Annotated in this window: 15 protein-coding genes and 1 tRNA gene; 11 read left to right on the top strand and 5 right to left on the bottom strand. The window is 69.1% G+C overall.

Annotation, left to right across the window (positions count from 1 at the left end):
* Positions 1 to 48: 48 nt before the first annotated feature.
* From ACIP8Z_RS11450 to ACIP8Z_RS11465, 4 genes are all read left to right on the top strand, one after another.
* A complete protein-coding gene (locus ACIP8Z_RS11450; RefSeq protein WP_402081703.1) occupies positions 49 to 2,643 on the top strand; it encodes a SpoIIE family protein phosphatase in 2,595 nt (864 codons plus the stop codon).
* 1,288 nt (positions 2,644 to 3,931) lie between these two features.
* Positions 3,932 to 6,046 carry a serine/threonine protein kinase gene (locus ACIP8Z_RS11455; protein WP_402081706.1) on the top strand — a complete coding sequence of 705 codons (2,115 nt, stop codon included), beginning with the start codon at positions 3,932 to 3,934 and terminating at the stop codon, positions 6,044 to 6,046.
* A 316-nt stretch (positions 6,047 to 6,362) separates the two neighbouring features.
* On the top strand, positions 6,363 to 7,139 hold the full coding sequence (locus ACIP8Z_RS11460) for a hypothetical protein (RefSeq protein ID WP_402081709.1): 777 nt from the start codon (positions 6,363 to 6,365) through the stop codon (positions 7,137 to 7,139).
* Positions 7,140 to 7,520: 381 nt separating this feature from the next.
* Positions 7,521 to 8,216 (top strand): hypothetical protein, encoded by a 696-nt coding sequence (locus tag ACIP8Z_RS11465; protein WP_402081712.1) that lies wholly within the window; start codon positions 7,521 to 7,523, stop codon positions 8,214 to 8,216.
* A gap of 289 nt (positions 8,217 to 8,505) precedes the next feature.
* On the opposite strand, the gene ACIP8Z_RS11470 is transcribed toward ACIP8Z_RS11465, so the two are convergent.
* Entirely contained in the window at positions 8,506 to 9,216 is a 711-nt protein-coding gene (locus ACIP8Z_RS11470) for a hypothetical protein (RefSeq protein ID WP_402081714.1), read from the bottom strand.
* Positions 9,188 to 15,478, bottom strand: a complete 6,291-nt coding sequence (locus ACIP8Z_RS11475) for a hypothetical protein (protein WP_402081717.1) — start codon at positions 15,476 to 15,478, stop codon at positions 9,188 to 9,190. Before ACIP8Z_RS11475 ends, ACIP8Z_RS11470 begins: the two co-directional genes overlap by 29 nt.
* 781 nt (positions 15,479 to 16,259) lie before the next feature.
* Here ACIP8Z_RS11475 and ACIP8Z_RS11480 point away from each other — a divergent pair.
* Positions 16,260 to 17,456 carry a tyrosine-type recombinase/integrase gene (locus tag ACIP8Z_RS11480; RefSeq protein ID WP_402081720.1) on the top strand — a complete coding sequence of 399 codons (1,197 nt, stop codon included), beginning with the start codon at positions 16,260 to 16,262 and terminating at the stop codon, positions 17,454 to 17,456.
* A 29-nt stretch (positions 17,457 to 17,485) separates the two neighbouring features.
* Here the strand turns inward: ACIP8Z_RS11480 and ACIP8Z_RS11485 are convergent.
* Positions 17,486 to 17,562, bottom strand: a tRNA-Pro gene (locus tag ACIP8Z_RS11485).
* A gap of 412 nt (positions 17,563 to 17,974) precedes the next feature.
* On the opposite strand from ACIP8Z_RS11485, the gene ACIP8Z_RS11490 reads away from it, so the two are divergent.
* Together ACIP8Z_RS11490 and ACIP8Z_RS11495 are read left to right on the top strand one after the other, a co-directional pair.
* Positions 17,975 to 18,124 (top strand): hypothetical protein, encoded by a 150-nt coding sequence (locus tag ACIP8Z_RS11490; RefSeq protein ID WP_402081723.1) that lies wholly within the window; start codon positions 17,975 to 17,977, stop codon positions 18,122 to 18,124.
* Positions 18,125 to 19,084: 960 nt separating this feature from the next.
* Positions 19,085 to 19,702, top strand: coding sequence for a DUF309 domain-containing protein (locus ACIP8Z_RS11495; protein WP_402081725.1), 618 nt, complete (start codon positions 19,085 to 19,087; stop codon positions 19,700 to 19,702).
* A 3-nt stretch (positions 19,703 to 19,705) separates the two neighbouring features.
* Here the strand turns inward: ACIP8Z_RS11495 and ACIP8Z_RS11500 are convergent, their stop codons facing one another.
* Together ACIP8Z_RS11500 and ACIP8Z_RS11505 are read right to left on the bottom strand one after the other, a co-directional pair.
* Positions 19,706 to 20,122 (bottom strand): DUF488 domain-containing protein, encoded by a 417-nt coding sequence (locus ACIP8Z_RS11500; protein WP_402081727.1) that lies wholly within the window; start codon positions 20,120 to 20,122, stop codon positions 19,706 to 19,708.
* A gap of 29 nt (positions 20,123 to 20,151) precedes the next feature.
* Positions 20,152 to 20,778, bottom strand: coding sequence for a TetR/AcrR family transcriptional regulator (locus tag ACIP8Z_RS11505; protein ID WP_402081730.1), 627 nt, complete (start codon positions 20,776 to 20,778; stop codon positions 20,152 to 20,154).
* Between the two features lie 228 nt (positions 20,779 to 21,006).
* Here ACIP8Z_RS11505 and ACIP8Z_RS11510 point away from each other — a divergent pair, with 228 nt between their 5' ends.
* The 4 genes from ACIP8Z_RS11510 to ACIP8Z_RS11525 all read left to right on the top strand — a co-directional run bounded on the left by ACIP8Z_RS11510 (position 21,007) and on the right by ACIP8Z_RS11525 (position 25,158).
* Positions 21,007 to 21,873 (top strand): phosphatase PAP2 family protein, encoded by an 867-nt coding sequence (locus ACIP8Z_RS11510; protein WP_402081731.1) that lies wholly within the window; start codon positions 21,007 to 21,009, stop codon positions 21,871 to 21,873.
* Positions 21,870 to 23,129, top strand: a complete 1,260-nt coding sequence (locus ACIP8Z_RS11515) for a DMT family transporter (RefSeq protein ID WP_402081734.1) — start codon at positions 21,870 to 21,872, stop codon at positions 23,127 to 23,129. Before ACIP8Z_RS11510 ends, ACIP8Z_RS11515 begins: the two co-directional genes overlap by 4 nt.
* A gap of 125 nt (positions 23,130 to 23,254) precedes the next feature.
* On the top strand, positions 23,255 to 24,262 hold the full coding sequence (locus ACIP8Z_RS11520) for an SPFH domain-containing protein (RefSeq protein WP_402081736.1): 1,008 nt from the start codon (positions 23,255 to 23,257) through the stop codon (positions 24,260 to 24,262).
* Positions 24,259 to 25,158, top strand: a complete 900-nt coding sequence (locus ACIP8Z_RS11525; protein ID WP_402081739.1) for a hypothetical protein — start codon at positions 24,259 to 24,261, stop codon at positions 25,156 to 25,158. The genes ACIP8Z_RS11520 and ACIP8Z_RS11525 overlap by 4 nt, the downstream gene beginning before the upstream one ends.
* Positions 25,159 to 25,385: the final 227 nt, after the last annotated feature.

A 25,385-nucleotide genomic window follows, 5' to 3' on the forward strand; every position in this document is an offset into this window, starting at 1 on the left:
CTAGGCAGAAGATTCGGAAGCGTCGCCGGACAGGTCTTCGTCCTTCAGGTGGCGATCGTGGTGCTGCTCGCCGCCGGGGCACTGCTGGCTCTCGTGCTGCAGTCGCGTTACGACATCGACCGCGAAGCGCGCAACCGGTCGGTTTCCGTGGCTCAGACCTTCGCGAACTCCCTGGGCCTGCAAGAAGCGCTGAGGTCGCCGGACCCGTCCGCGATCCTGCAGCCCCTCACCGAGGAGACGCGCAAGGACGCGGGCGTGGACTTCATCGTGGTGATGGACACGAACGGCATCCGCTACACCCACCCCCAGCCCGACCGCATCGGCGAGCGGTTCGTCGGCACGATCGAGCCCTCCCTCGCCGGCCAGGTGTACACCGAGAGCGTGGAGGGGCCACTCGGCAAGGAGATCCAGGCGATCGTCCCGGTCACCTCGCCCGGGGGTGAGGTCGTCGCCCTGGTCTCGGCGGGTCTGACGGTGGAGAGCGTCACCGGCATCGCCGACCGTCACCTTCCGGTCTTCCTCCTGGCCCTCGCCATCGGTCTGGCGCTGGCCACGGTCGGCACGGCGCTGATCAGCCGAAGACTGCGCCGCCAGACCCACGGGCTCGGCACGCAGGAGATGACCCGCATGTACGAGCACCACGACGCGGTGCTCCACTCCGTCCGCGAAGGGGTGCTGATCACGGACGGCGACGGACGACTACTCCTGGCGAACGACGAGGCGGGACGGCTGCTCGGCCTGCCGGACGACGCCGAAGGACGCCCCGTCGACGAGGTCGGCATGGATCGCCGGATGGCGGAACTGCTGCTGTCCGGCCGGGTGGCCACCGACGAGGTGCTGGAGGCCGGGGACCGGCTGCTCGTGGTCAATCAGCGGCCCACACGCCCACAGGGCTCGGCGGTCACCATCCGCGACTCCACCGAGATGCAGCTCCTGAGCAACCGGGCGGAGACGGCCCGAAGGCGGCTCAAGCTGCTGTACGACGCCGGGGGTGACATCGGCACCACCCTCGACGTGGTGCGCACCGCGGAGGAATTGGCCGACGTCGCCGTTCCGCAGTTCGCGGACTTCGTCACGGTCGACCTGGCCGACCCGGTACTGAAGGGCGACGAGCCCGGCCCGGGCGCCGACATGCGGCGCACGGCGGTCAGCGGCATCCGCTCCGATCACCCGCTGTATCCGCTCCACAGCCTGATCGAGTTCCTGCCGTCCACGCCGCAGGCCCGCGGATACGGCACGGGCACACCCGAACTCGTGCCCGATCTCCATGACGCGCCGGGCTGGCACGCTCAGGACGCGCCGCGGGCATCGGCGATCGTCGGCTACGGGATCCACTCGCTCATCGCGGCTCCGCTGAAGGCGCGGGGCGTCGTGCTCGGAGTGGTCAACTTCTGGCGGTCGCAGAAGCCGGAACCGTTCGACGAGGACGACCTGTCCCTGGCCGAGGAGCTTGTCGGCCGCGCCGCGGTCACCATGGACAACGCCCGCCGCTACACCCGCGAACACAATCTCGCCGTGGCGCTCCAGCGCAGCCTGTTGCCGCAGGATCTGCCCGAGCAGAGCGCGGTGGACGTCGCGCACTTCTACCAGCCCGCCCAGTCCGGAGTGGGCGGGGACTGGTTCGACGTGATCCCGCTGTCGGGCAGCCGCGTCGGGCTCGTCGTCGGAGACGTCGTCGGGCACGGCCTGCACGCCGCGGCCACCATGGGGCGGCTGCGCACGGCCGTGCACAACTTCTCCTCCATGGACCTGCCGCCCGACGAACTCCTCGCCCGTCTCGACAACCTGGTCCAGCGCATGGACCAGGAAGGCGACCGCGCTGCCCAGGACGGCGGCGTCCTGGGCGCGACCTGCCTGTACGCCGTCTACGACCCGGTCTCCCAGAACTGCGCCATGGCGCGGGCAGGGCACATGCCACCGCTGGTGGTCGCCCCGGACGGCACGACGACGATCTCGGAACTTCCGGCCGGCCCCCCGCTGGGGCTGGGAGGCATGCCGTTCGAGACCATGGAACTGCGCCTTGCGGAAGGCAGTCAGCTCGTCCTGTACACCGACGGGCTGGTCGAGGAGCGGAACCGGGACATCTCAGAGGGCCTGGAAAAGCTGCGCACGGCGCTGAGCCACCCCGACCGGGACCCGCACGCCAGCCGCCGCGCCGTACTCGACGCCCTGCTCCCCAGCCGGCCCTCCGACGACATAGCGCTGCTCATCGCCCGGACGCGGACCCTGGGCCCCGGCCGGGTCGCGGAGTGGGAGGTGCCGTTCGACCCGAGCGAGGTCGGCGCCATGCGCAGTCTCGCGGCCGACCAGCTCGAGGAGTGGGGACTCCAGGAACTCGTCTTCACCACGGAACTGATCCTCAGCGAGCTCACCACCAACGCCATACGGTACGGCGCCCCACCGGTTCGCATTCGCCTGTTGCGCGATCGCACTCTTACCTGCGAGGTGTGGGACGGCAGCAGCACCGCCCCACACCTGCGGTACGCCGCCACCACGGACGAGGGTGGCCGCGGACTGTTCCTGGTGGCGCAGCTCAGCGAGCACTGGGGTACCCGGTACACGCCGGAAGGCAAGGTCATCTGGGCCGAACAGGCCCTGCCCACGCCACCGGTGCCCCCTCCTGGAGCACAGCTCTTCCACTGACCGCCGTCGCCCCCACGAGCTCGTGCGCGGTGGGGAGGGTGACGGCGCGAGCGTCGGCGGCCAGGGCGTGCGACGGATCGGACGGACGAGGAGGCTCTGATGACAAGGGTCGGCCGTGACACGGCCGTTGGGCAGAAGGATGATTCGCCCGGCACACCGTCTGGTCCCCAAGTGGTCCACCAGACGCCCGAGCAGCCTTACCAGAAGGAGGCCGGTGGGGGCTGCACAGCCGAGGAGCGAGCTCCCTCCACTCGTTTCAGCGACGTGCGGATAGCATCCTGCGCCTGGAGCGTTTCTCCATCATGTGCTCGGACACGCGGCCAGGGGGCCGCGACGACATCACCGCGGGCCCGATCACGGACCAGCTCAGGCACGCAGCCGTACGGCGAGCGTGGCGAGCCAGGCGCCGGGGCTGAACGGTACCGGGGGCTCGACCTCCGTGCGTCACCAGGGCCAGGGCCAGGCCGTCCTCGTCCAGGCCGAGGGCTAGGAGGTCGTGCAACTCCCCCGTCAGCTGGGCGACGAGCCCCGTAATCGGCGAGCGCGGTCTCCTGGTCGCCGAACTCGTCCGGCATGTCCGGCGAGAACCAGCCGCCGAGCAGTTGCGCCAGTTCGGGGAAGCGGGCCCGCCACTCCCAGGGCGTCGCGGGCGCGGCAGGCGGTGGCGCCTGTCCGTTCGCCAGGCTCCCGTCGAGCCGGTCGGCGTTCGGCGTGCCGGTCGTCGAGGGCACAGCCTGTTCAGGACGAACCCAGCGAACTCTGCACCAGCGGCCGCAACATCAAGGGCTGGTTCCGCGCCGGAGACATCGGCCGGCGCGACGCCGGCGGCGCGACACAGCAGGACTCGGCGGGCACCGACCGCCCCGCCCTGCGAAGCGCACCTTGACCGCGTCAAGATGCGCTCCGGTCGGTCAAGTGCGCTGGTCCCCAACTGGTCCCCAAAAACGATCAAGGGGCCGTTTCAGATTGCTCTGAAACGGCCCCTGATCTGCGACTCTTTCGAGTCGGGACGACAGGATTTGAACCTGCGACCCCTTGACCCCCAGGAGTGGGGGTCAAGGGTATTTTCTGGATATAGCAGACTTAATCCGGGCGCAGATAGTGCACACAACGGTCCGTAGTGCGCTGTCGCGCAGACCGTGTGGTCCCCAACTGGTCCCCAACTCGCGTCCGGGCTCAGCCTTCTGCCCCTCCCTGATCCTTCCGAGCGACAACGAAGCAGCGGACTGCCCCGCCCGCCGAGGCAGTCTGCCGATACCATCCCGTTCCTGGGCTGGGGACTCCATTCATGGGTGTGTGTCAGCCTCATGGCGCTTCATCGCAGAAGAGGAACGAACACCCTGTGAGCATCGCTCGCGTAGACGGGCGGGTACAGCCTGCCCGCTCCGGCGACCCGAAGCGGGTCGGTCCCTACCGGATCATCGGCCGTCTCGGCTCGGGCGGCATGGGCACCGTCCACGCCGGTCTCGATCCAGCCGGCCTCCGTATCGCTGTGAAGGTGATCCACCCCGCGCAGGCCGAGGACCCTGAGTTCCGGGCCCGCTTTCGCCGAGAAGTCCAGCTCTCCTCGCGTGTGCACGGGCCGTGCCTCATCCCGCTCCTCGCAGCAGACCCGGATGCCGAGACCCCCTGGCTGGCCACCGCCTACGCGCCCGGTCTCACCCTCGACCAGCATCTCGCCGCCCACGGAGCTCTCACCGGCGCCACCCTGTACGCCTTCGCCACCGGAACTGCCCAGGCCCTCGCCGCAATACACGCCGCCGGCGTCGTCCACCGGGATGTGAAGCCGCAGAACGTCATCCTCACCCCGGCCGGCCCCCGGGTCCTGGACTTCGGGATCGCCCATGCCGCCGACGGCACCTCCGTGACCCGGACCGGTGTCATGACTGGTACCCCCGGCTGGATCAGCCCCGAGCACTACCGCACAGGTACCGCCGGACCCAAGGGCGACATGTTCGCCTGGGGCACGCTCGTCGCCTACGCCGCCACGGGGCGCCTCCCCTTCGGGACCGGAGCACCCGACGTGGTCGCCTACCGCGTCATATCCCAGGAACCCGATCTCGACGGCCTCCCCGACGAACTGCGCGAGCCCCTGACGAAAGCCCTCGCGAAAAACTCCGCCGAGCGAATCAGCGCCGAAGCGGCAGCAGAAGAATGCGCGCGGCTCCTGGCCCGCCAGACGACCCAGGTCCTCGGCGCAGCCGCCGAACGCGAGCCGACGCGGATCAGTGACTACCTCACCACCGCGTGGAACCTCCCCAGCATGGAGGACCCCGCCTGGAGCCTTCCCGCGCCCCCGAGGCGTAAGCGCGCGCTCATCACCGCCGCCGTCACCGCAATCGCCGTCGCCGCCGCCTCGGGCGGAATCGTCGCCTTCTACAGCAGTGACGACCGGGCGGACGTGGACCTCAGGTCCGGCCATGCCTCCCCTTCGACACCCTCCACCGAGATATCCGCCCCGGTCAGCGCTTCTGGAACCACGATTGCTGGCACGCCTACGGGGACCCCATCCGCTGCTGTAGTCGATCCGCGGACCATCAGGATCCCCAAGGATCCCCTCGCCGGAGTGACCAATCCCGCCTACACACGAGCCGGCGACGAAACGCAACCACTTGCCGACGAGTGGAGTGCGAGCACCATCGCCGGCAGCCCCGAAGAGCATGACGCCGAGAAGGCGATCCGGGACCGGATGACGTCCATGCTGGCCACCAAGGACATGGACTTCATGAAGCCCACGATCACATTCAACCAGCGGGCACAGACCGTAATGGTGACCGGCGGGCCGGTCCCGCAGTTGCCCGAGAACTACCAGGACGTGTTCCGCAGAGCCGGTGAGATGGCGGCCTGCTCCGCCCTCGCGCACCGTCTCAAGAACGACCCGGTCAACTGGCCCTACGGCCGCTTCGCCATCTACTGGAAGACATCCGACGGCGCTCTCGATGCGGCGGCCCTCGGCTATGGCGAGGCTACTGACGGCTGCATCTCGGAAACAGCCGGCCAGTGGCACGGAGACGAATCCGGCATGGCAACGGCCGAGATACCCAGCAGCGACAAGGCGGAGATCCGCGTCGCCGACGCCACGGTCAAGGCCATCGTCGCCACCTGGAACACCGACACCACCGAGACGAACGACGACCCCATCGCACTCGACGACGGCATCAGCCTCGGCTTCGATCCCGTCGAAAACGCCGCCTACGTCTGGACCGACGACCCCAACAGCCGATTCGCCAGCCACGCCTCCCAGTCCAACCTCAGAGGCGCGGTCGAGGAGGCCGTCTGTCGTAAGCTCACGGTCGAGTTCCACAGCAACAGGAGCTGGCCATACACACGCTGGGCAGTCGCCGTCTACGACGCGTATACCGGCACGCGCCAGTTCATCGGGGCAGGTACCTGCTCCTCGTGAGTGCCGCCGACCACCTGGGCGGCGGCGCGCTGCTCAAGTACGAGGGCAGCCCCCGCAAGATGGTCCGTTGTCGCCGCAGAGGCTCTGTGCCCTGCCGGATTCGGCGTGTAGCGAGCACCGACCCCTGCCCAGGAACGTATCGCCCGTGGCAAGCGGCTGATCGTCCTTCGATTACGCCAAAATCCGAGCTTTGAGCAGACCTGGTTGTGATGGGCGGCACGGTATTTCGAGGTGGCGCTCCGGGACCCGACAGTCACCGACGTGTAGTTCGCCGGGCCGGTGCCGTCGTCCGTGGGTGATGGCAGGATGCCTCGTCATGGCAACGAGAGATGGCAGCGATGAGGCGTACGTCGTCGGGCTGTGCAACCGGATTCTCGGGGAAAGCGCTCTGACCCAGCACAGGTTCGACTGGCTGCTGGGAGATCCCGGAGCAGGCGACCGACGAGTCAAGCTGCCGGTCGACGCCTACTGGCCCGGGCATCAGCTGGTGGTCGAGTACCGCGAACGACAGCACGACCAGCTGATGCCTCATTTCGATAAGCCGGACCGCCTCACGGTCAGCGGTGTCCACCGCGGCGAGCAGCGAGCCCTGTACGACGCCCGGCGCGATACGGAGATTCCCGCACGCGGGCTGCGACTGGTCGTCATCCGCCCCTCCGATCTGGATGCGGACATTCGCGGACGACTACGCCGCAACGAAACGGCCGACCTGGTAGCGCTGAAGAAAATCCTGGCCCGCAAGAGTGACGAGGCTCGGGTCACCGACGCCTTCCGCACTTGGCTCCTGGCTGGCGGCTGGACACCAGTCACTCCCACGGACCCGTGGACCGATCTGGAAGCCGTACGCAGCGAGGAACGGCTGATCTGTGAGGCCAAGGGCCGCACCAGCGACAAGGGCATCGACGCCGACATCGCCTACGGCCAACTACTACGCCGCATGACGAGCCAGAACCCGCACACGCGCTACGCCCTCGTCGTACCGTCCTCCTCCGCCAAAGCCGCCACTCGCGTCCCGGCCCACGTCCGTGAGCTCCTGCGCATCGATGTGTACGAGGTAACAGACGACAACCGGGTATGCCAGCTGACCAACTGATCCGCGCCGGGCGCTGCGACAGTGCTGCCTCGCCGTCTGCCCATCCTCCGGAGGCCACGCGATACGCGTCGACACCTCGTCGCACGAGTCGAACACCGGACGCCGTTGGCACGGAGTTGTCGTCCAGGACGGTCAAGGCAAGACCCGTCGGCGCGCTGGAGGTCGCATGCCGCGTGCCATGGCTGAATGCGGGAATGCGGCTCTTGACCGGGTGCACGACGGCTGGGAGCCTCCGGCATCGACGAAGCGGGGGTAGCCATGGCGTTGACCATGTGTCCACTGTGCAGCGACGACGAGGACATCGATGCGGTCCGCCCGCTCGACGGTGGAGGCCGGCTCGTGAGGCACCGATGCGGCTTCGAATGGGAGCACAGGGAGCCCGTGATCCCGCAGCGGATCCCGCTCCGCTCGTTCGGCGAGCTCAAGTCCCTTTTCCCGAAAGCCGAGGACGTCGATCCCGATCAGATGGAGCGCGTGACCCGGCTGAAGGAGCAGTACCTCGCCGCCAGACCGAACTTCGACCCCGACGTGGCCGCCTACTGGGCGAAGTACCAGCGGATCTTCTCCCCGGACGGGCTGTGGACATGCGACCCCCGGGCTCTCAAGGACTTCGCCAACTCCGAGATCGGTGCCCACCCCGGCAATCAGGCCACCTTCAACTCCGCGTGGAACGGCATGGGAGACGCGGCGGCCGGGGAGACGACCCGTCAAACCATCGAATACCTCCTGCGCGGGCCCGACGACGTGCCGCTCGAAGACCGGCTCGAGCACCTGCTGTCCGGCACCAAGCCGTTCGCCATGACCGGTTTCAAGGAAGCCCTCCTCACGCCGGTCCTCTGCGTGATGTACCCCGACCGCTTCCTGACGATCCTGAAGTACACGACCAAGGCCGGCGGCAAACGTGAGATCGCGCGAATGGTCTACGGACTGGAGCTGCCGGCACCCGAGTCGGTGAACTGGACCCTCGGCCGGCTCATCCTGTGGAGCAACGACCTCCTGCTCGACCTCGCCGGCGAGGGCTTCGCCAACCGACAGCACGCCGCCGAGTTCCTGTGGGGGGCCAAGGATCAGCTCTGAGGGCGACAGGCAGCTTAGACCGCCGGCAATCCGGTATCCAGGCTCGGAGGGGGGGAGTTGCAGAACGGGCACGATTTCACGTGATCTTGGAGATCATCACGCTCGATGATCACAAAGGATGGCAGCGCCAGCGCTGCCATCTTCCCTGCTCCAACATCGACCGACTGCATGAGCTGTCCCAGAAACCGGCGTCACCGGATCCACGACCCCTACCTGCACCACCTCGTCGCGACGATCAGGCACGTCGTTAATGTACTTGCTCAAATGCAGTGAGGCCCGCCGAGTGCCCTCACTCAAGCGCGTCAGACTCCCCCTCTGGCGACGTCTTGGACAGATGCATCTCAAGAACCCGACGAACTTCCGCCAGTTGCGTCTCAGCACGCAGCAGAATGGTGATCAGCTTCGAGTACCCGTCTTCCGCGACCGGTTCAGCGTCAGCGTCACCGGTGTACCTTGCGAGGGTGCTTGCAAGTTCAAGGACGGCGTCCCGTGCCGATCGCTGATCGTCGTCTTCGAGATGCCCTGAAAGCTGGAGCCACTTCGCCTCCTTATCGGCCGCTTCCCTTGCAGCAAAAACGACGATCTCACGTACTACGCGGCGGACGGCATCCTCAACGGCCAGTGCGTTCCGAAGCAGCGGGACAGCCGCGGTGTCGTCCTGACTGGGCTCATGCCCGGGCGGGAACATTTGGTAGAAGCCCCACGGGTCCTGGGGCTCACTCAGCCGCTTCAGCGCACTGAATACTGGCTCGAACGCGTCGAGTGGCGGATTGTCCATGGGGAGGGCCGACCGGTGTTTCCAGAGTGCGAGGATGGCGGCCACCGTTTCGCGTCGCATGTCGTCGACATCCGCCTCAGGGGCCGTCTCTGCACGGGTGATCAAGTCGCTGATGTGATGGGCCATCCATCGACCCAGAACATCGTGATCTGCAAGGTCAGCGGAAATTTCCTTGCCCAGTTCGAGCGTCCGTTCAAAGCTCGCCGCATCCTCCGGAGTCATCGAAGAGGTAAATCTTGTAGGACCTTTCGCGCGGGGGAAGGGATTCGTCATCGTTTTGGTCGTACCTCACCGAATGGGGCTGACTGTGGTCTTTATGAGTACGGTCTATCATCACTTGGACGATCATGCTGCGTCCGGCCAGGGAAAGGAGCTCCTGGAGGGCAGCAGGCCGGATTTCCAGTCGCTGCCCCTCAGTCCCTGTCACTCGGTCCAAACCGGTCGTAGCCGTGTCGTCCCAGACGGTACTGCGGAAGGCGGCGTCACCGGCACGAGTCCATTCGCGCATATCTGCGTCCGGTTCCAGCCCTAGCAGACCAATGAACTCGTCGGCGGGCCGATAGGTTGGATATCTAACCCCAGCGGCGAGCGGGTCTCTGCAGTCCTGACCTTCGCGGCTGTCTGGGACGACAATCCAGCCAGTCAGCTGGAAGCCTTGGGCATTGAACTGGTAGTCACTGTCGTCGGCGTCCGGAATCCGATAGGCCATGTACGAAGGGGCGGTCTGCAGGGCGATTGCGAGCGCCCTGGCCTTTTCGGGCGTGACCAGAGCACTGCGGATCAGGACTTGTTGCGCGGCTTCATAGCTCGTGTCGTCAGAGCTTTCCCACACTGTGACCCAGCCGTCGCTCGCCAGGAGACGCTCGCTGAAGTGTCCGCTGTTCAACTGCCAGATCCAGTCGGGCTTTGGTGAGTTGTATGCCCCCCGGAAGACGCTCTGCGGCGAGGGGTCGCGCCGGTCAGCAAGCCATCTGCCGTCGTCGCGTGCGAGAAGGAAGTCATTGAGCCAGTCGCCGAACAAGTCGGTGTCTGCCTCGTTGTCCTGGTACACGGGATTCGTTTTCAGCAACTCTCCGGCGACGGTCCACAAGGCATGGGTGGAGAGATAGAAGTCCAGATCATCAGCGTCCGGCCAGTTCGTGCGGTAGGAGAAGGTGCTTCCTTCCCTGTACAGCTGCAGGCTGTGGCGCGGGTCGTCCTCGTGGGCGCCGCGGTAGGAGACCTGCCAGGTGGACGTGATGGTTTGGCCGACGAGTCGCAGGACTGTCTCCTCGGAGATTCCGAAAGCTTCCCCCAGCGGCCTGCACCAGCGTTCACTAAAGTCCCACAGGAAATTGAAATTGCTCGGCTCGAGTTTGGGGGAGCTTCCCTCAGTTGTCTCGTTCCGCACTCTTTCCCTGCGCTCCTCCCACGATTGGCTGATGACCTTAATCGGAACGTTAACCCTGCGCACGATGTCGAGTTCCTCGACTGTCAGCGTCCCGAAGCCAGAATCAGCCAGGGCCAGGCAGGCGACTTTCGCGCTTTCCTGCATCACGACATGCGGCGCGTCGTCGAAGATCACCTTTCGCAGCAGCGGCTCGAATTCTGCGATTTCCTGGTGCGTTGCTGCGTTCTGAGCGGAACGCGCGAGGGCAAAAAGCAGCCATTGGAGGGCATGTCGGCTGTAGAAGGGCAGGCGGGCGTCGCGGAACGGTGTCACGTCGAGAGTCCCCAGCGCGAAGCACTGCAGCGCTTCGAGTTCTTCTTTGCAGCCGAGTTCGATGAGGATTCGGACGCAGTGCGCGGCCCGCCACCTTGCGGCGGGCTCGGGGTCCCCTAGGACCGCCCACAGATACCCTGCGAGGCATTTCGCGGTCTTTTCCGGTTTAGCTGGAAGATTGGCGAACACACCATCGGCTGAGTCCTCTGGGGCAAGGCCGGCCAGCATGGTCCCGAAGTCGTCCAGGACGACCTGCGCCTGTGCACCCGTGAGACGTGGAGCTATCCGGGCAGCCAGGTGGTGGCACTCCTCGGCGAGGAACGTAGCGGGCTGGGAACCAAGTTCCCGAAGTGCAGTTCCGAGCAGATCCGCATCAGACATGCCGGCCAGGTCAGCGAGGCTCTGTAGGTCGATCGGCTCGTAGCCCTTGGTCGTCAGCTCCCGGCTGAACCGCTTGGCGACCGTGTCCGCAACATGACGCAGCTGCCGGCGCGCGGCCAGGGGAAGCAAGCGCAGATCGGTCAACTTCTTGATCAGATGCGTGTAGTCAAAGGTGCTGAGGTGGGGATTGGAGTGAAACGCGACGAGCATGTCGTCGAGTTCACGCAGGGGCAGAGCGACCGCTCGGTCAATGACCTGCTCCATGTGCAGCAGACGATCCGATCCTCGGACTAGTTGGCGGGCCCTCTCGAAGCCCTCGTCGGTGGAGAGGTCACACGCTCCGAGGGCGTCCTCCAACTGTCGCAGACGCGCCGCTCGCTCCTCGTCCTCCTCACCTCGAGTCCATCGGGGAGAGCTGTAGCCGGATGACTCCGGGAACGCGAGGTGTCGGGACCCAACGGAGAACAACGTTCCGGAAAGGTCGATGCCCAATTCGCTGGCGGTCTCGTCAAGTTGTTCGAAGGTTGCCCTGCCGAAGCGATGTGCCCGCAAGAACTCTCCCAGCGTCCCTGCTATGCGTTCCCCGTCGCTGGGGGCCTCGCGCATGGCTCGTTCGACAAGGCGGAGGACGCTGACACGGTGCTCGCCGAACGGCACCATTGCCAAAGCAGTCACCGCGGGCGGAGCGAGCGGGCCTGCTTCTTCGTCGAGCAGTGCCTGGATGAACGGACCTTCAGAACACAGGCGACGGTCGCGCCAGCGGGAAGCAACGGCTGTCGCGGTCGTAGGGCTCAACTGCCCTATAACGCCGAGGACCTTGGAGTGGTCCAGTCCGTCCCCGAGATAGGGCTGAAGGCTTTCAGCGAGCTGGGCAACGCGATACGCCCGGCGATCGTCCTCGTGATTTCCTTCGGAGGCATGGCGGGCCATGGCAAGGAGGGCCCGCCACAGCACGTGTACGTCGTCGCCCACTCGATCGGTCAGATCGATCGCCCGGGTGAAGTAGGCGTGAGCCTCACTTACGTCGAATCGCTGGACAGCACGGGCGAGTTTGACCATCTGCTCCGCCTTGTACTCAGCACTTTCCTGGGCGGTATCGAGCGACGTGGAGACGGCCTCCGCGAGTTCGACGGCAATGTGCTGTATTTCGTCGACGGGGGCCGCTGCTCGAACGGCGTCGATCAGTGCTCCGTCCGAAATGTGCCTGTGTGTGTCCCGAAGCCAGTCGAGCAGGAGTCGACGTGTCATCTCGGAGGAGCCGAAGGCTAGAATCCGGACGCCGAATCGCGCGATGCCGCGGTACAGGAAGTACGACAACTCATGTCCGCCCTGCTTGCCCGGTATGGCGGCCGCGAGTTCTCGGAACCGAACCTCTGCGTCGCCGGAAGCTCCGAGTAGGCAGTCCATCCACAGGCTGGCCCAGGCACCGAGGGGCACGACGCCCTTCTTGTGGTCGTCCAATGCCCTTGAGTACGTATGGGGGTCCTGCCGCGCCTCGATGACATCGCTGCCCGCGATCGCGTCCACATCGAAGGGCTGCCTGCGAATCCTCGACAACAGGGCGAAACCACACAGCAGTGTGAGTGTGTCGCTGTTATCGCCGTAGCGGCTCCCTGCGCCCCGGCCCAGGTCGTCAGGCAGATTGAGGCACAGGATCCGTTCAGCCTCCGCGCCCGACAGCAGGCCATGGCGCAGGCCCATGGCGATAATCCAGCAAACCGCCGGAAGCGCCTTATTCTCCTCCGCAAGAGCCGGATGCCGGCGAAAGGAGACAGGTCTGCGTTGGCGCTTCAGCCTTCGCACCAGGCGCTGCGCAAGCGGTGCCTGGCAGACGAGGTTGGCCTGCCAGGCCGCGTAGGCGACGGCGAACTGGAGGTACTTCGAGCGCGTGGCCGCGTGGCCGAGGGCCTCCAGTTCCTCGACACGGCCCGAGTCGGCAAGCCGAGTGGTGATGATCTCTCCGGCTTCGAAGCTCACCCGATTGGGGCGCCAACGGGCCAGGTATTCGACGCACGCCTCCACGCCATCGGTGTTGAGGTACCCGAATGCGACTTCAGCGATGTCGGTCGCGGTGACGCGGTAGCGGTGAGGATGCTCCTCGTCCGGCTGCCGCACCCACGCCCTGAGCCATTCCGCCGCGCTGCGCAGCCGACTGAGCGCGAAGTCGGTCTGGCCTGCCGCGAACGAGAGTAGAGCGCCTTCGACATGAAGATTGGAGCCCGGCCAGTCCGCGGCAAGGCTGCGGTTCGCGACTATGTCTTCGACCGTGCTGGCGTCCAGGAACGCGCCCGCCAGATCGGTGTTGCACCTCAGCAGATGAAGCCGGCGGGAGTGACCGGCGGCCAGGCTTCCAGCCTTGACAGCCAGGCGAGCCGCCTCCCACTCCTTTCCCACGCGCAGTGTGGCCTTGAGGGCGAACTGGGCCCGTTGCTGAGCGATCTCCCGTTGCTCCAGATCGTCGCTCTCGGGAAGGGCGCCGTCGGTCATAGCCAGCTCGACCAGGGTGTCGACTTGCCCGGCCTCCCACAGCAGTTGCGGCAGAGAGGCCGCCACATACGGTTCGTCTGTGGCAAGCGGTGTCAGGCGGTCGATGAAGTCAATCAGGGGCTGGCCGGTCGGGCGATATTTTGTCCGAAACCAGGTCTCGGTGGGCTCATCACGGAACTGCAAGCTGTCACCATCGACAAGCAGCGGGCGTCCAAGATCTGCTGCAAAACTGTGGATCAGCGCAGCCGGCACCCCGCACAGCTGAGTCAGAACTCCTATGGGAATCCTCGGCCGGAGCGCGGCCATGGCCTCGCACAAGCGGTCGATCTCCACACTCAGGTGATGGTGGGCGTCCTTACAGCGGTCCACCAGGCTCTGCAGGAGTTCATCGAACAAGGGAACGTCGTGCTGCCTCGCCTCCCCGAGGGAGGCGAGACAGGAGTCGAGGTCCGATGCCGTACTGAGAACGAGGGCCTGGATCCGAGGGTTGCCGCCGGTGCGACGCTGGAACTCGGCCGCCTGCGCCTCCGTAACCGCGCCGAACACCGATTCCAGATGCTTCCTGGATTCGATAACACCAAATCCCGCAAGTTCGATCTTGTGGACACCAGGCGGCGGTTCCAACAGATCGACGCGTTCGGTACGGCACAACATGACGAGTCGCACGTTGTTAGGCAGGGTCTCCCGCAACAGGTCTGCGACGAAGGTACGCTCACCGCCATCTCGCGCGATGAGAGCCGCGTTGTCGGCCGCGTCCACGACAAGAACCAGGAGCGCTCCGGGGGCAGAGGCAGCGATGGCCGCTGCCCCGCCCCTGACCCTGACCATGAATGCCTTCGCGTAGTCAGCCGGCTGGGCCGTACCGGCCGGAATCAGCGGATCGGCCAGAGCATGCGCAGCAAGCTCGTTGGCCAGCTGGACCAAACCTTGCTGATGCTGGTGGCGAGGTGAACTGGAACGCCGGTAACCACCGTTCCCGAAGCAGTCATAGACGAGGGTGACGGATCCGGCCGGCAAGTTCCGTTCAATCTGCGTGGTGAGCACGGACTTCCCGACGCCGCCGGCAGCATGGACAATGACCGGCTGCTGGGCGGACCCCACGATGTCGTCGGCGATCGCGCGAGTCTGCGGAGTCACGATGACGCGCTCAGGCCGGTCAATAAGGCTCGGAGCAGGTAGGACGCGCTCCGGGGGAACCCCGAGAGTAGTGAGCACAGTGGAGCGGTCGACGACGTGATTCGTCTCGAGTGAACTCGCCCGTCTCGCGATCATCTCCTTCAGCAGAAGGGGATGCACGTCGGGGGCGCCGGGCAGGAAGCCGGCCAGATCCAGCCGGAACAGCCCTTCGAGCCGCAGTAGGCTCGGAGCCGTGGGGTCCACCTGCAGCCGCTTGAAGAACTCAGCTTCGCCGTCCGCGTCCTCGGAGAAGCCCGCATACTGCTTGAGAAATTTGACCTCGTGAGCGCACGCGCCAGGCTCACCGTCTGCTGCCAGGATCCCGATTGCTCGCAGTACGGAGTCACGGACAGGCCGATTAGAAAGAAACTCGAAGGCCACCTTCCGCTCAAGCCCTGGCGACTCCAGCCGGATCCGTCGGAACTTCTCCGCGAACCCGCTGACCGTCGTTGCAAGACCCGACACGGTCCACTCCTCCGTGGCCCGCGTCGTCGAATGCTTCAGTTGCCGGTACACCACGCGGTTGGCTTCGTGAAGCCCAGGTGCGCCGTAGTACTCGGCGATGTCAATGACGTCCTCGCCATCGCGACCCTCCGTGTCGTCATGCGACACGCCCTCAATGGCAATGGCAGTCAGATCCGCACCAGGGAGCAACAGCTTCAGCGCCTGCCGAGCCGCCCAGTAATAGTGGAACTGATCGCCGTCCCGGCTGGCACGCAGAAGATCGGTGTCAGCCATGCCCACTCCTGGCAGACCTCAGAGCGAAGGAACAGGGCAACGGTCTCCTCACATCACACCAGATCAAGACGGTACAACCCGGCACACGCTCCCCATCCTCCCCTGAGCCAGGCAACGCGTCCACCGACGGATCGTGTCACTCTGGATCGGTGTGTATCAAAACGACGTACGCGACGCTACGCATCAGGGGACAGTGGTCGTTGTCGGCTGAGCCTGACCAGCCACAACAGCGGTGCCATCAACGGTCAACTTTGGGATGAACGGATAGCAGCACCGCTCTTCGAGGAGAAGTCCCCCGCCTGGCAGAAACCACGCCGCCAATGGGAATCGCCCCCTCGCTGCTTTGAGAGGCGAGGCTGAGCTCGAACGTGGCCCGTCATTTGTCCCAGCTGTCCTGTCAGCCGTTCAGTCGCGCACCAAGCCCGACAACCATCAGCCGAAGACTCTACGGGGCGTCTGCGGGTCCCTTGGCGCCCAGACAAGAGAAAATTACTGGTCACGGCCTCTCTAACCGGCGTGGTGGTCGCGTGTGGTCGCAGGCTGAGGGTGTCGGACCTTTCCCGCCTCGTGGAGGCGATCGCCATGCGTACCAGTGCCGACCGAGGCCGTGTCTACCGTCGTTGTGGCTGCCGGGACACCCAGCGTCACCAGGTAGGTGCCCGCTGCCCTCATCTACTCGCCGACAGCACCCACGGGACCTGTTCGCCGTCGACGTCCCCGCCCCGGTCGATCGACGGTGCGCCGGGGTGGTTTCGCCAGTCAGGACTCGGCCGAGGAGGCTTTGCGCCGGTTCCTCGAGGGTGAGGCCGGCGGGTTCGATGCGGACCCGAACCAGACCGTCGCCGCCTACCTGGACGCCTGGCTGGCGGCGAAGGCGCTGGTGCTGGTGCTGAAGCCGACGACGGTGGCCCGGTACCGCGACTACGTGCGCAACGACCTGGTCCCCGCGTTCGGCACCCTCAAGCTCGACCAGCTTGCCCACCAGCACATCGCGGCCTTCGTTACCGGCCAGCTCACGGCCGGCCGCGGCCGGACCACCCTCTACCGGTGCCTCGCCACCCTTTCCAGCGCGCTCGGCGACGCCGTCCGCCAACACCGCCTCCCGCACAACCCGGCCTCTCCCCCGGTCCTGCGCCGACCGCCGTCGCCGGAGCGGCGGATATGGACCGCGGAGGAGGCGGCCCGCTTCCTCACCCACTGCCACGAGGCCGACCCGGAGATGGCCGACCTGTTCGAGGTGATCATCGGCACCGGCATGCGCAAGGGCGAGGCCCTCGGTCTGCACTGGGACGACGCCCACCTCAACGAGGGCGTGCTCTACATCCGCTGCACGCTCTCCGCCATCGACAACAACCGCCTCGTCATCACCACACCGAAGACCCGGTCGAGCAGAGGCTGGGTCGCCATCTCACCCCGCGTCGCCACCGCCCTCCGCCACCGGGCACGCTCAGCAGCACGGACCCGCGGCGACCCCAACGATCCCTTCGCGGGGCTGGTCTTCTGCCGACCCGACGGCCGCCCGCTCGGGCCACACCTCGTACTCGACCGGCTCCACCGGCTGTCCGAGGAAGCCGGCGTCCCCCGGGTCACGGTCCATGACCTGCGCCACCTCGCCGCCACCATCACCATCACCGCCGGCGTCCCGCTCACCGTGGTCTCCAAGACGCTGCGACACTCCACCCTGTCGACGACCGCGAACATCTACAGCCACCTCACCCAACAGGCAGCGCACCAGGCCGTCGACACCATCGACCACGTCCTCAGCGGCGCCCAGCAGACGGCGGTCCGTACGGACCGGCCCGCATGGCTGCGACCACCGCGCGACCACCTCCACCGCCTCCGCGAAGCCCTCCACCGGCTCCGCTCCCCCGCACCACCCGCCGCCAGCACCACGGCAAACCAGCCCCGTCCCGGGCGTGCGACCACACTGCGACCGCCGCGCCTCCGAACGCGCGAAAGGCCGCCCTCTCATGGATGAGAGAACGGCCTCCGACCTGCGTTTCCGCATGGTCGGGACGACAGGATTTGAACCTGCGACCCCTTGACCCCCAGTCAAGTGCGCTACCAAGCTGCGCCACGTCCCGATGCGCGTCTCCGTGAGGTTTTCCCCGCGTCGGCGTGCAGGGAAAACATTACCTCACCGCGGAGGGTGGGTTGGCGCACGGGCTGTCACCGCGCCGCAGGTGGTGGCCAGGGACGTCGCTTCGGCGAGCGTGGTGGCCGAGCCCGTCGCGTGGGCGAGGTCCAGGCGGGCTCGGGACTCTTCGTAGCGGGAGGGGGACGCCGCCAGGTGTGCGACGGCGCGGGTGAGGAGGCGGCGGCACTCGGCCGGGGTGGCGAAGAGGGCCAGGCAGCGGAGGGCTTCGCCACGGGCGGTGGGGGTGCCGAGGCGTTCGGCGTGGGCGTGGGCCTCGGTGGCGATGCGCGCCGCGCGGTCCGGGTCCGTCGTCGCGAGGGCGCGGGCGAGGGCGAAGGCCAGCGGGCCCAGATGACGTGGTGGCGGCCACGGACGGTCAGCGCCTCGGCCGCCGCCTCCAGCGTGTGGACCGCCTCCTCGCGCCGGCCCTCGGCCAGCAGGGGCGGCCCAGGACGCTCGGCCCGTCGGGCAGCACGATCGCTCCCGGCCGGGGCGGACCGAAGGCGTAGCGGTCGGCGACGTCCCGGGCCTCGGCGGTACGGCCCCGGGCGACCAGGGTCCGCGTGCCCGCCGAGCGCGTCGCGCGTCAGTACGGCGGTGGCCTCGGGCGTCAGGGCGTCCAGGCCAAGAGTCAGGACCGCGCGGTCGCCGAGCGCCGTGAGCGCCGCGACGGGTGGCGGACGCGCCGGGGGCGTGCGGCTCGCGCGACAGCGGGCGGTGCGCGAGGACGACCAGGACGGGGAGGCCCCTGGCCGGCAAGGTCCGGGTGCAGGCGTCCAGCCAGGCCAGGGATTCCGCGTCGGCCCACTGGGCGTCGTCGACCAGCAGCACCGGCGGCTTCTCCCTCAGCCGCTCGGCCCGGCCGTGCAGGAGCCGGACGAGTCCGCCCCGTACGCCCCGCGGGTCGGCGGGAGCGGCCGGGGCGGAGGTGGCGGTGCGAGGCCCAGCGCGGGGGCGATTCGGTCGAAATCATCGACTTTCAGGGCTTCCGTCGCGGATCGGAGCAGTTGGCGCGCTACGTGGAACGGGGCCGAGCTGTGAGCCTCGCCGCCTCGGGCCGTCAGGACGGTGCACCTGTCCCGGGCGTCGCTGCCGATCTCGGCGAGGAGCGCGGTCTTGCCCATCCCCGGTTCTCCCCGGTAGACGAGGACGCCCCCCACCGCGCGCGGGTTCCGCGACGACGCCCTCGACCGCGTGGGCGGCCGCGGCGAGTTCCGGGCCCGCGTTCGGGGAGGAGGTTCCCTCGTGCCGGGGCCGTGTCGGGCTCCGTACCCTCCTGCTCCGCTCCGGCGCTCGAAAGCGCTTCCAACGGCTTTGAGGACAAAGGATGTTCAGGATCCGACGACACCGGTGACTCACTCTCCCCACAAGAGCTGCTGCCATGACCGGCCGTGTGACCCACGCGGTCCGGTGTGCGGTGGACCGTCGAGCCTAGCGGTCCTGATCGTCCCGGGGGCCACAATGGACGGGTGAACCGGACAGCGAGTGACGACGGCAGGGATCGGGACGACGAGGGGCGAGCTCGTAGCGCGCGTCCCCGTGACGGACTCGGCCGGCCGCTGCCGTACGGCGCCGAGGGCGTGCCCCGGCAGCCCGAGGGCGTCGTCCGCACCCCCGAGGAGACCTTGCGCGAGGCGCAGCGACTCCTGGACGCCGGGATGCCCTTCCACGCGCACGAGGTCTTCGAGGACGCCTGGAAGTCCGGACCCGAGTCCGAGCGTGACCTGTGGCAGGGCCTCGCGCAGCTCGCCGTGGGCCTCACGCACGCCGCCCGCGGCAACACGGCGGGCGGGGCGCGGCTGTTGCGCCGCGGCGCCGACCGCCTCGCGGGCGGGCCGGGGAGCGTGGAGGCCGCCGCCGCGTACGGGATCGACGCGGGCGGACTCGTGGCGTGGGCGCGGGAGTTGGCCGACCGCGCCGCCGTGGATGGCGAGGCCGGCGAGGCCGAAGGGGCGGATGCGGGCGGAGGGGCGGACTCGGGCGGAGGGGCGGACTCGGGCGGAGGGAGCGGTGCGGCTGCCGCCGCCCGCCCCGTCGTCGTCGACGCCGCCTCCGAGGCGCCCCGGCTGCGGCTGGACCGGGCCTGAGGGTTACGCCCCCGCTCCCGGGTCCAGTGCCCGCAGCAGGACCGACGTATGGCTCACGGACGGGTCTTTGGCCGCCGTCAGGAGAGTGACCGTCCCCTTCGCCGCGAGGCCCCTCAGCCGGTCGAGGGCCGCCGCCGCGTCGGGGGCCTCGAGTTCGGCCTCGTAGCGCCTGGCGAACTCCTCGTACGCGCCCTCGGTGCCGTGGTACCAGCGGCGGAGTTCCGTCGACGGCGTGAGGGCCTTCGGCCATTCGTCGATGTGGGCGTCGGTCTTGGCGAGTCCGCGCGGCCAGAGCCGGTCGACGAGGACCCGTACGCCGTCGGCCGGCGAGGGGGGCTCGTAGATCCGGCGGACGCGGACACGGTGAGCGGGGCGGGCGGGCCGCCCGGGCTCTGCGGGCTGTGTGGGCTCTGCGGGCATGGTTCCAGCCTGACGGACCGGCCCGCGGCTCACCCCTCGACGCGCAGCGCCGGAAGCAGGACCGCGTCGACGAAGGTCCGCATGGTCGAGACGTCCGTGAAGCGGTCCTCGAAGAGCCGCTCGATACGGAGCATGCCCAGGAAACAGGGGGCGACGAAGCCGATCGCGGGATTGCCGGCGTCGACCTCGCCCCGCTCGACCGCGCGCGCCACGACCGCGTCGATGGCCGCGACCTCGGGCGCGATGACGGTCTCGCGGAGTGCGGCGCGCAGGTCGGGGTGCTGGATGAAGGCCTGGGCGACGGCCTCCATGAGTTCGGCGTCGCGCTCGCGGTGGGAGGCGGCGATCCGGCCCGCCTCGCGCAGGTCACCCGCGAGGGTGCCGGTGTCGATGCCGGTGAAGACGGTGCAGCGGCGCTGGGCCAGCGCGGCCGTGACGAGCTGCGGCTTCGTTCCCCACTGCCGGTAGAGGGTGGCCTTGCCGCACTTGGTGCGGGCCGCGACGCCCTCCATGGTCACCGAGTCGTACCCGCCCTCGCGCAGGAGGCAGAGCACGGCGTCGTACAGCTCCGTCTCGCGCTCCGGCGTGATCTTGCTGCGGCGGGCGGCCGCGGTGGCTGCCTCCGTGGACGCCGACGCCGACGCGGACGTGGGCACGGACGCCGACCCCGACGCGGGCGCCGACCCCGGCCTGGGCGCTGATTCGGACGCTGACATGGACGCGGACGTGGACATCGATCCCTCCCGGACACCTCTGTCTCTGCACATACGAGAGTAGGGGGTGCACAATCGAGACGCAAACGTATCGATACGCTTGCGTCTCGATGAAATCGGATCTAGGCTCACTCCGTTTGTTGGCGATTTGACTGATTAGAGGGCCGCGCGATGGCAGCCGGGACACGCGGGATACGAGGACCACGTCCTGCCGGATCGGGGCTGACGCCTACCCCCGACCCCTCCGGGCTCCACGAGCGCGGTGGCGGCGAGGGGGACGGCGGCGCGTCCGCCAGACCACCCCTCCTGCGCGAGCTCGCGCTCGTCACCGCGCTCTTCCTCGTCTACAAGTTCGGCCGGCTCTTCGCCAACGGCCACGAGTCCCGCGCCTTCCGCAACGCCGACCGCGTCTGGGACGCCGAGCGCGCGGTCCACCTGCCGGGCGAGGAAACGATCCAGCAGCTGCTCCTGCACGGCGAACCGCTGATCCGGGCCGCGAACACGTACTACGCGGCCGTGCACTTCCCGGCCACCCTCGCCTTCCTCGCCTGGCTGTATCTGCGCCGCCCCGCCCACTACGTGTGGTCGCGCCGCGTCCTCGCGCTCGTCACCGGCGCCGCGCTCGCCCTCCACCTCCTGATGCCGCTCGCACCGCCGCGGATGCTCGCCGCCAGCGGGCTCGTCGACACCGCGCGGGTCTACGGCCCCTCGGTGTACGGGGCGACGCCGGAGACCGACTCGATGGCCAACCAGTTCGCGGCCATGCCCTCGCTGCACTTCGGCTGGGCCCTGATGGTCGCGATCGGACTCATCGCCGCCACCCGGTCCCGCTGGCGGGTCCTGTGGCTGCTGCACCCGCTGGTCACCCTGCTCGTCATCGTCGGCACCGCCAACCACTACTGGTTCGACGCGCTCGCCGCCGCCGCGCTGCTCGGTCTCGCCCTGCTCGCGGTCCGCGCCCCCGGCCGCCGGACGGCGCCCCCACCCGTACCGCGTCAGGCCGGTACGACCCCTCTCCCGGTCGGAGCACTCCGATGAACCCCGCCACCGGCACCGTCGTCGCGGTGCTCCTCTCGCTCGTCTCCGCCGCCGGATACGCGCTCGCCGCCGTCGCCCAATCCCGGCTCGCCGCCGCCTCCCCCGTCCAGGACGGACGCGGGGCGCTGCGCGCCCTGCTCGCCCGCGGGCAGTGGTGGTCGGCGGTCGGGCTCAACGCCGCCGGAGCCCTCGCCCATGTGGCGGCCCTGCACTACGGGCCGCTGACGCTGGTCCAGCCGCTCGGCGCGCTGACCCTGGTGGCGGCGCTGCCGCTCGGCGCGTACGCGGCACGGCGCCGGGTGACCCGCACCGAGTGGCGCGGGGCGCTGTGGACCCTGGCCGGCCTCGTCGGACTGGTCGCGGTGACCGGCCCCACCGAGCCCGGTGAGGCGCTCAGCGTGCGTGAGTCCCTGGTCGTCGCCGCGGCGACGGCGCTCCTGATCGTCGCGCTCGCCTCGGGCCGGCACCCGGCCAAGGGGCACGCGCCTCGCGGGCTCGGGCACGCCACGGCCTCCGGGATCGCGTCGGGCGTCGCCTCCGCGCTCACCCAGACGCTGACGGCCGCGTTCGCGCTCGAACTCCCGGGCGGAAGGCCGGCCTGGTGGCAGACCGCGCTCCTCGCGGTACTCATCTCGGGCTTCGCGACGGGCGGCCTCCTGCTCTCCCAGGCCGCGTACCGGGGCGGCCTCGCGGCACCGCTCGCCGTGGTCAACCTCTCCAACCCGGCGGCCGCCGCGATCATCGGCGTGGCCCTGCTCGGCGAGACCTTCCGCGCGGGCGCGTGGGGCTGGCTGGTCGCGGCCGGCGCGTCGCTGGTCGCGGCGCGGGGCGTGGTGCTCCTGACGAAGGGCGGCCCCCCGGAGGCGACTCCGGCCACACGCCCCGAGACGGTGGCGGTGGCGGCGCCCGAGGGAGTGCCGGTGGCCGCGCCCGAGCCGGTGCCCATGCCCGAGCCGGTGGCGGCACCTGCGTCCGTACCCGAGGCCGCCGCTCCGCACGGCCCCGCGGCGCCGGCCCGGCCCGCAGCACCGTCCGAGCCCGGGTACGCAGGCTCCACGCGCCCGCGTACCCCCGCCCGGCGGACCATCCTCCGGTCGGTTCCCACCCCCCGCTCGACGACCGACGAACTCTCCGGCCTCCGTGCGGTCCGGCCCGATCCGGCCACACCCGAGCCGATCGCGCCCCGGCTCGACCTGCCCGATCTGAGCGATCTGAGCGCACCGGGCGCGCCGGCGCACGCGCCGGCAGCGGGCTGAGGTTCCCCCTCACGTCGAGGGCTGGGCGAGAAACCTCCTCGCCCAGCGAACGACCTTGAATTCGTCATCTTGACGACAACCCGTAGACCCCCCTATCGTCAACATGACGACAAGGGGGTTTCTTCATGGCCGACATCACCCGGCGGGCCGGCTGGCGCCATCTGCGCTCCGCGCCCACCGCGCACATCCGCCACCAGCGCCGCGGCAAGCTCGTGCACGACGGCGAGGGGCTGAGCTTCTGGTTCCGCCCGCTCACCGCGGCCCTCTCCGAGGTCCCGGTCAACGACCGCGAACTGGCCATGGCCTTCCACGCCAGGACCGCCGACTTCCAGGACGTCAGCGTGCAGTCCACCGTCACCTACCGGATCGGCGACCCGGCGGCCGCCGCCACCCGGCTCGACTTCTCCATCGACCCCGACACGGGCGCGTGGCGCGGCACCCCGCTGGAGCAGATCGCCACCCTCCTCACCGAGACCGCCCAGCAGCACGCCCTCGACGTCCTCGCCCGCACCGCGCTGGCCGAGGCGCTCGTCGACGGCGTGGCGGCGGTACGGGACAGCGTCACGGCCGGACTCGCGGCCGAGCCCCGCCTGCCGTCCACCGGCATCGAGGTCGTCGCCGTCCGGGTGGTCGCGATCCGCCCCGAACCCGAGGTCGAGCGCGCCCTGCGCACCCCCGCCCGCGAGCAGATCCAGCAGGAGGCCGACCGGGCCACGTACGAGCGCCGCGCGGTCGCCGTCGAACGCGAGCGCGCCATCGCGGAGAACGAGCTGGCGAGCAAGATCGAGCTGGCACGGCAGGAGGAGCGGCTCGTCGAGCAGCGCGGCACCAACGCCCGCCGCGAGGCGGAGGAGAACGCCGCCGCCGATGCCGTACGGGCCGAGGCCGAGGCCGTACGGAAGGTCCGCCTCGCACAGGCCGAGGCGGAGGCGGCGCGCGAGGTCGGACAGGCGCGCGCCGGGGCGCAGTCCGCCTGGCTGCGGGCGCACGCCGAGGTGGAACCCGCCACCCTGCACGCCCTCGCCGTGTCCCGCGCCGCCGAGAACCTGCCCCGGATCGAGCACCTGACGCTCTCGCCGGATGTCCTGACGGGACTGCTCGCCAAGCTCGGCGAGGGCGGGGCCCGGCCGTGAGCCTCGCGCCGCGCGCGGTGCTCGTGCACCGGACCACGGAGTACGAGGAGCTGCTCGCCCGGCACGGTACGCACGGCCAGGCAGCGTTCTTCCTCTCCGCGCGCGGCCGCTCGGTCGACGCCGTGCGCGAGCGGCACGAGCGCACCCACCGGGCGCTGGCCGAGGTGGCGGCCGCGGTGCCCCTGACCTGGCGGCAGACCAGGGTGGAGCGCGCCGATCTGGACCGGTTCCTGTTCGGGCCCGAGGACGTGGTCGTGGTGGTGGGGCAGGACGGTCTGGTCGCCAACGCGGCGAAGTACCTCACCGGGCAGCCCGTCATCGGGATCGACGCCGACCCGGGACGCAATCCGGGCGTCCTGGTCCGCCACCGGGCGGACCGGGCGCGGCGCCTGCTGCCGTACGCGGCGGGGTCCGGGGCGACGGTCGACGAGCTGACGATGGTGGAGGCCGTCACCGACGACGCGCAGCGGCTCCTGGCGCTGAACGAGATCTACGTCGGGCCGCGGAGCCATCAGACCGCGCGCTACACCCTGGACCTCGACGCGACGGAGCTTCCGCCGGAGGCCCAGGCCTCGTCGGGGGTGCTCGTCGGCACGGGTACGGGGGCCACCGGCTGGCTGCGGTCACTGTGGGAGCAGCGCTCCAGCACGCTCGCGCTGCCCGCGCCGGCGGATGCCCGGCTCGCCTGGTTCGTCCGCGAGGCGTGGCCGTCCCCGACGACCGGAACGAGCCGGGTCGAGGGCCTCCTCGACCCGGGCCAGGGGCTGCGCCTCACCGTCGAGTCGGACCGGCTGGTGGTGTTCGGCGACGGCGTCGAGTCGGACGCGCTGGAGCTGACGTGGGGTCAGACCGTACGCCTCACGGTCGCGGGGCCACGCCTCCGCCTCGTCCACTGACGGCGGGGGTCCGGGTCGACGGCGGGGGTCCGTCCGGGTCGACGGCGGGCTCCAGGTCGACGGCGGGCTCCAGGTCGACGGCGGGGGTTCGACCCGACGGCGGAATCCGGACCCACGGCGAAATCCGGCCCATCGACGGCCGGCCACCGACTTGCCGCCGGGCCGCCGCCGATCCTCCGACTCGCTCGCCGAACCTCCCGGCCCCCGACCCGCCGCCGAGCCGCGGC

Origin of the sequence: Streptomyces sp. NPDC088553 (assembly GCF_044752965.1) — a bacterium.
In the GTDB taxonomy this organism is placed as follows: Bacteria; Actinomycetota; Actinomycetes; order Streptomycetales; family Streptomycetaceae; genus Streptomyces.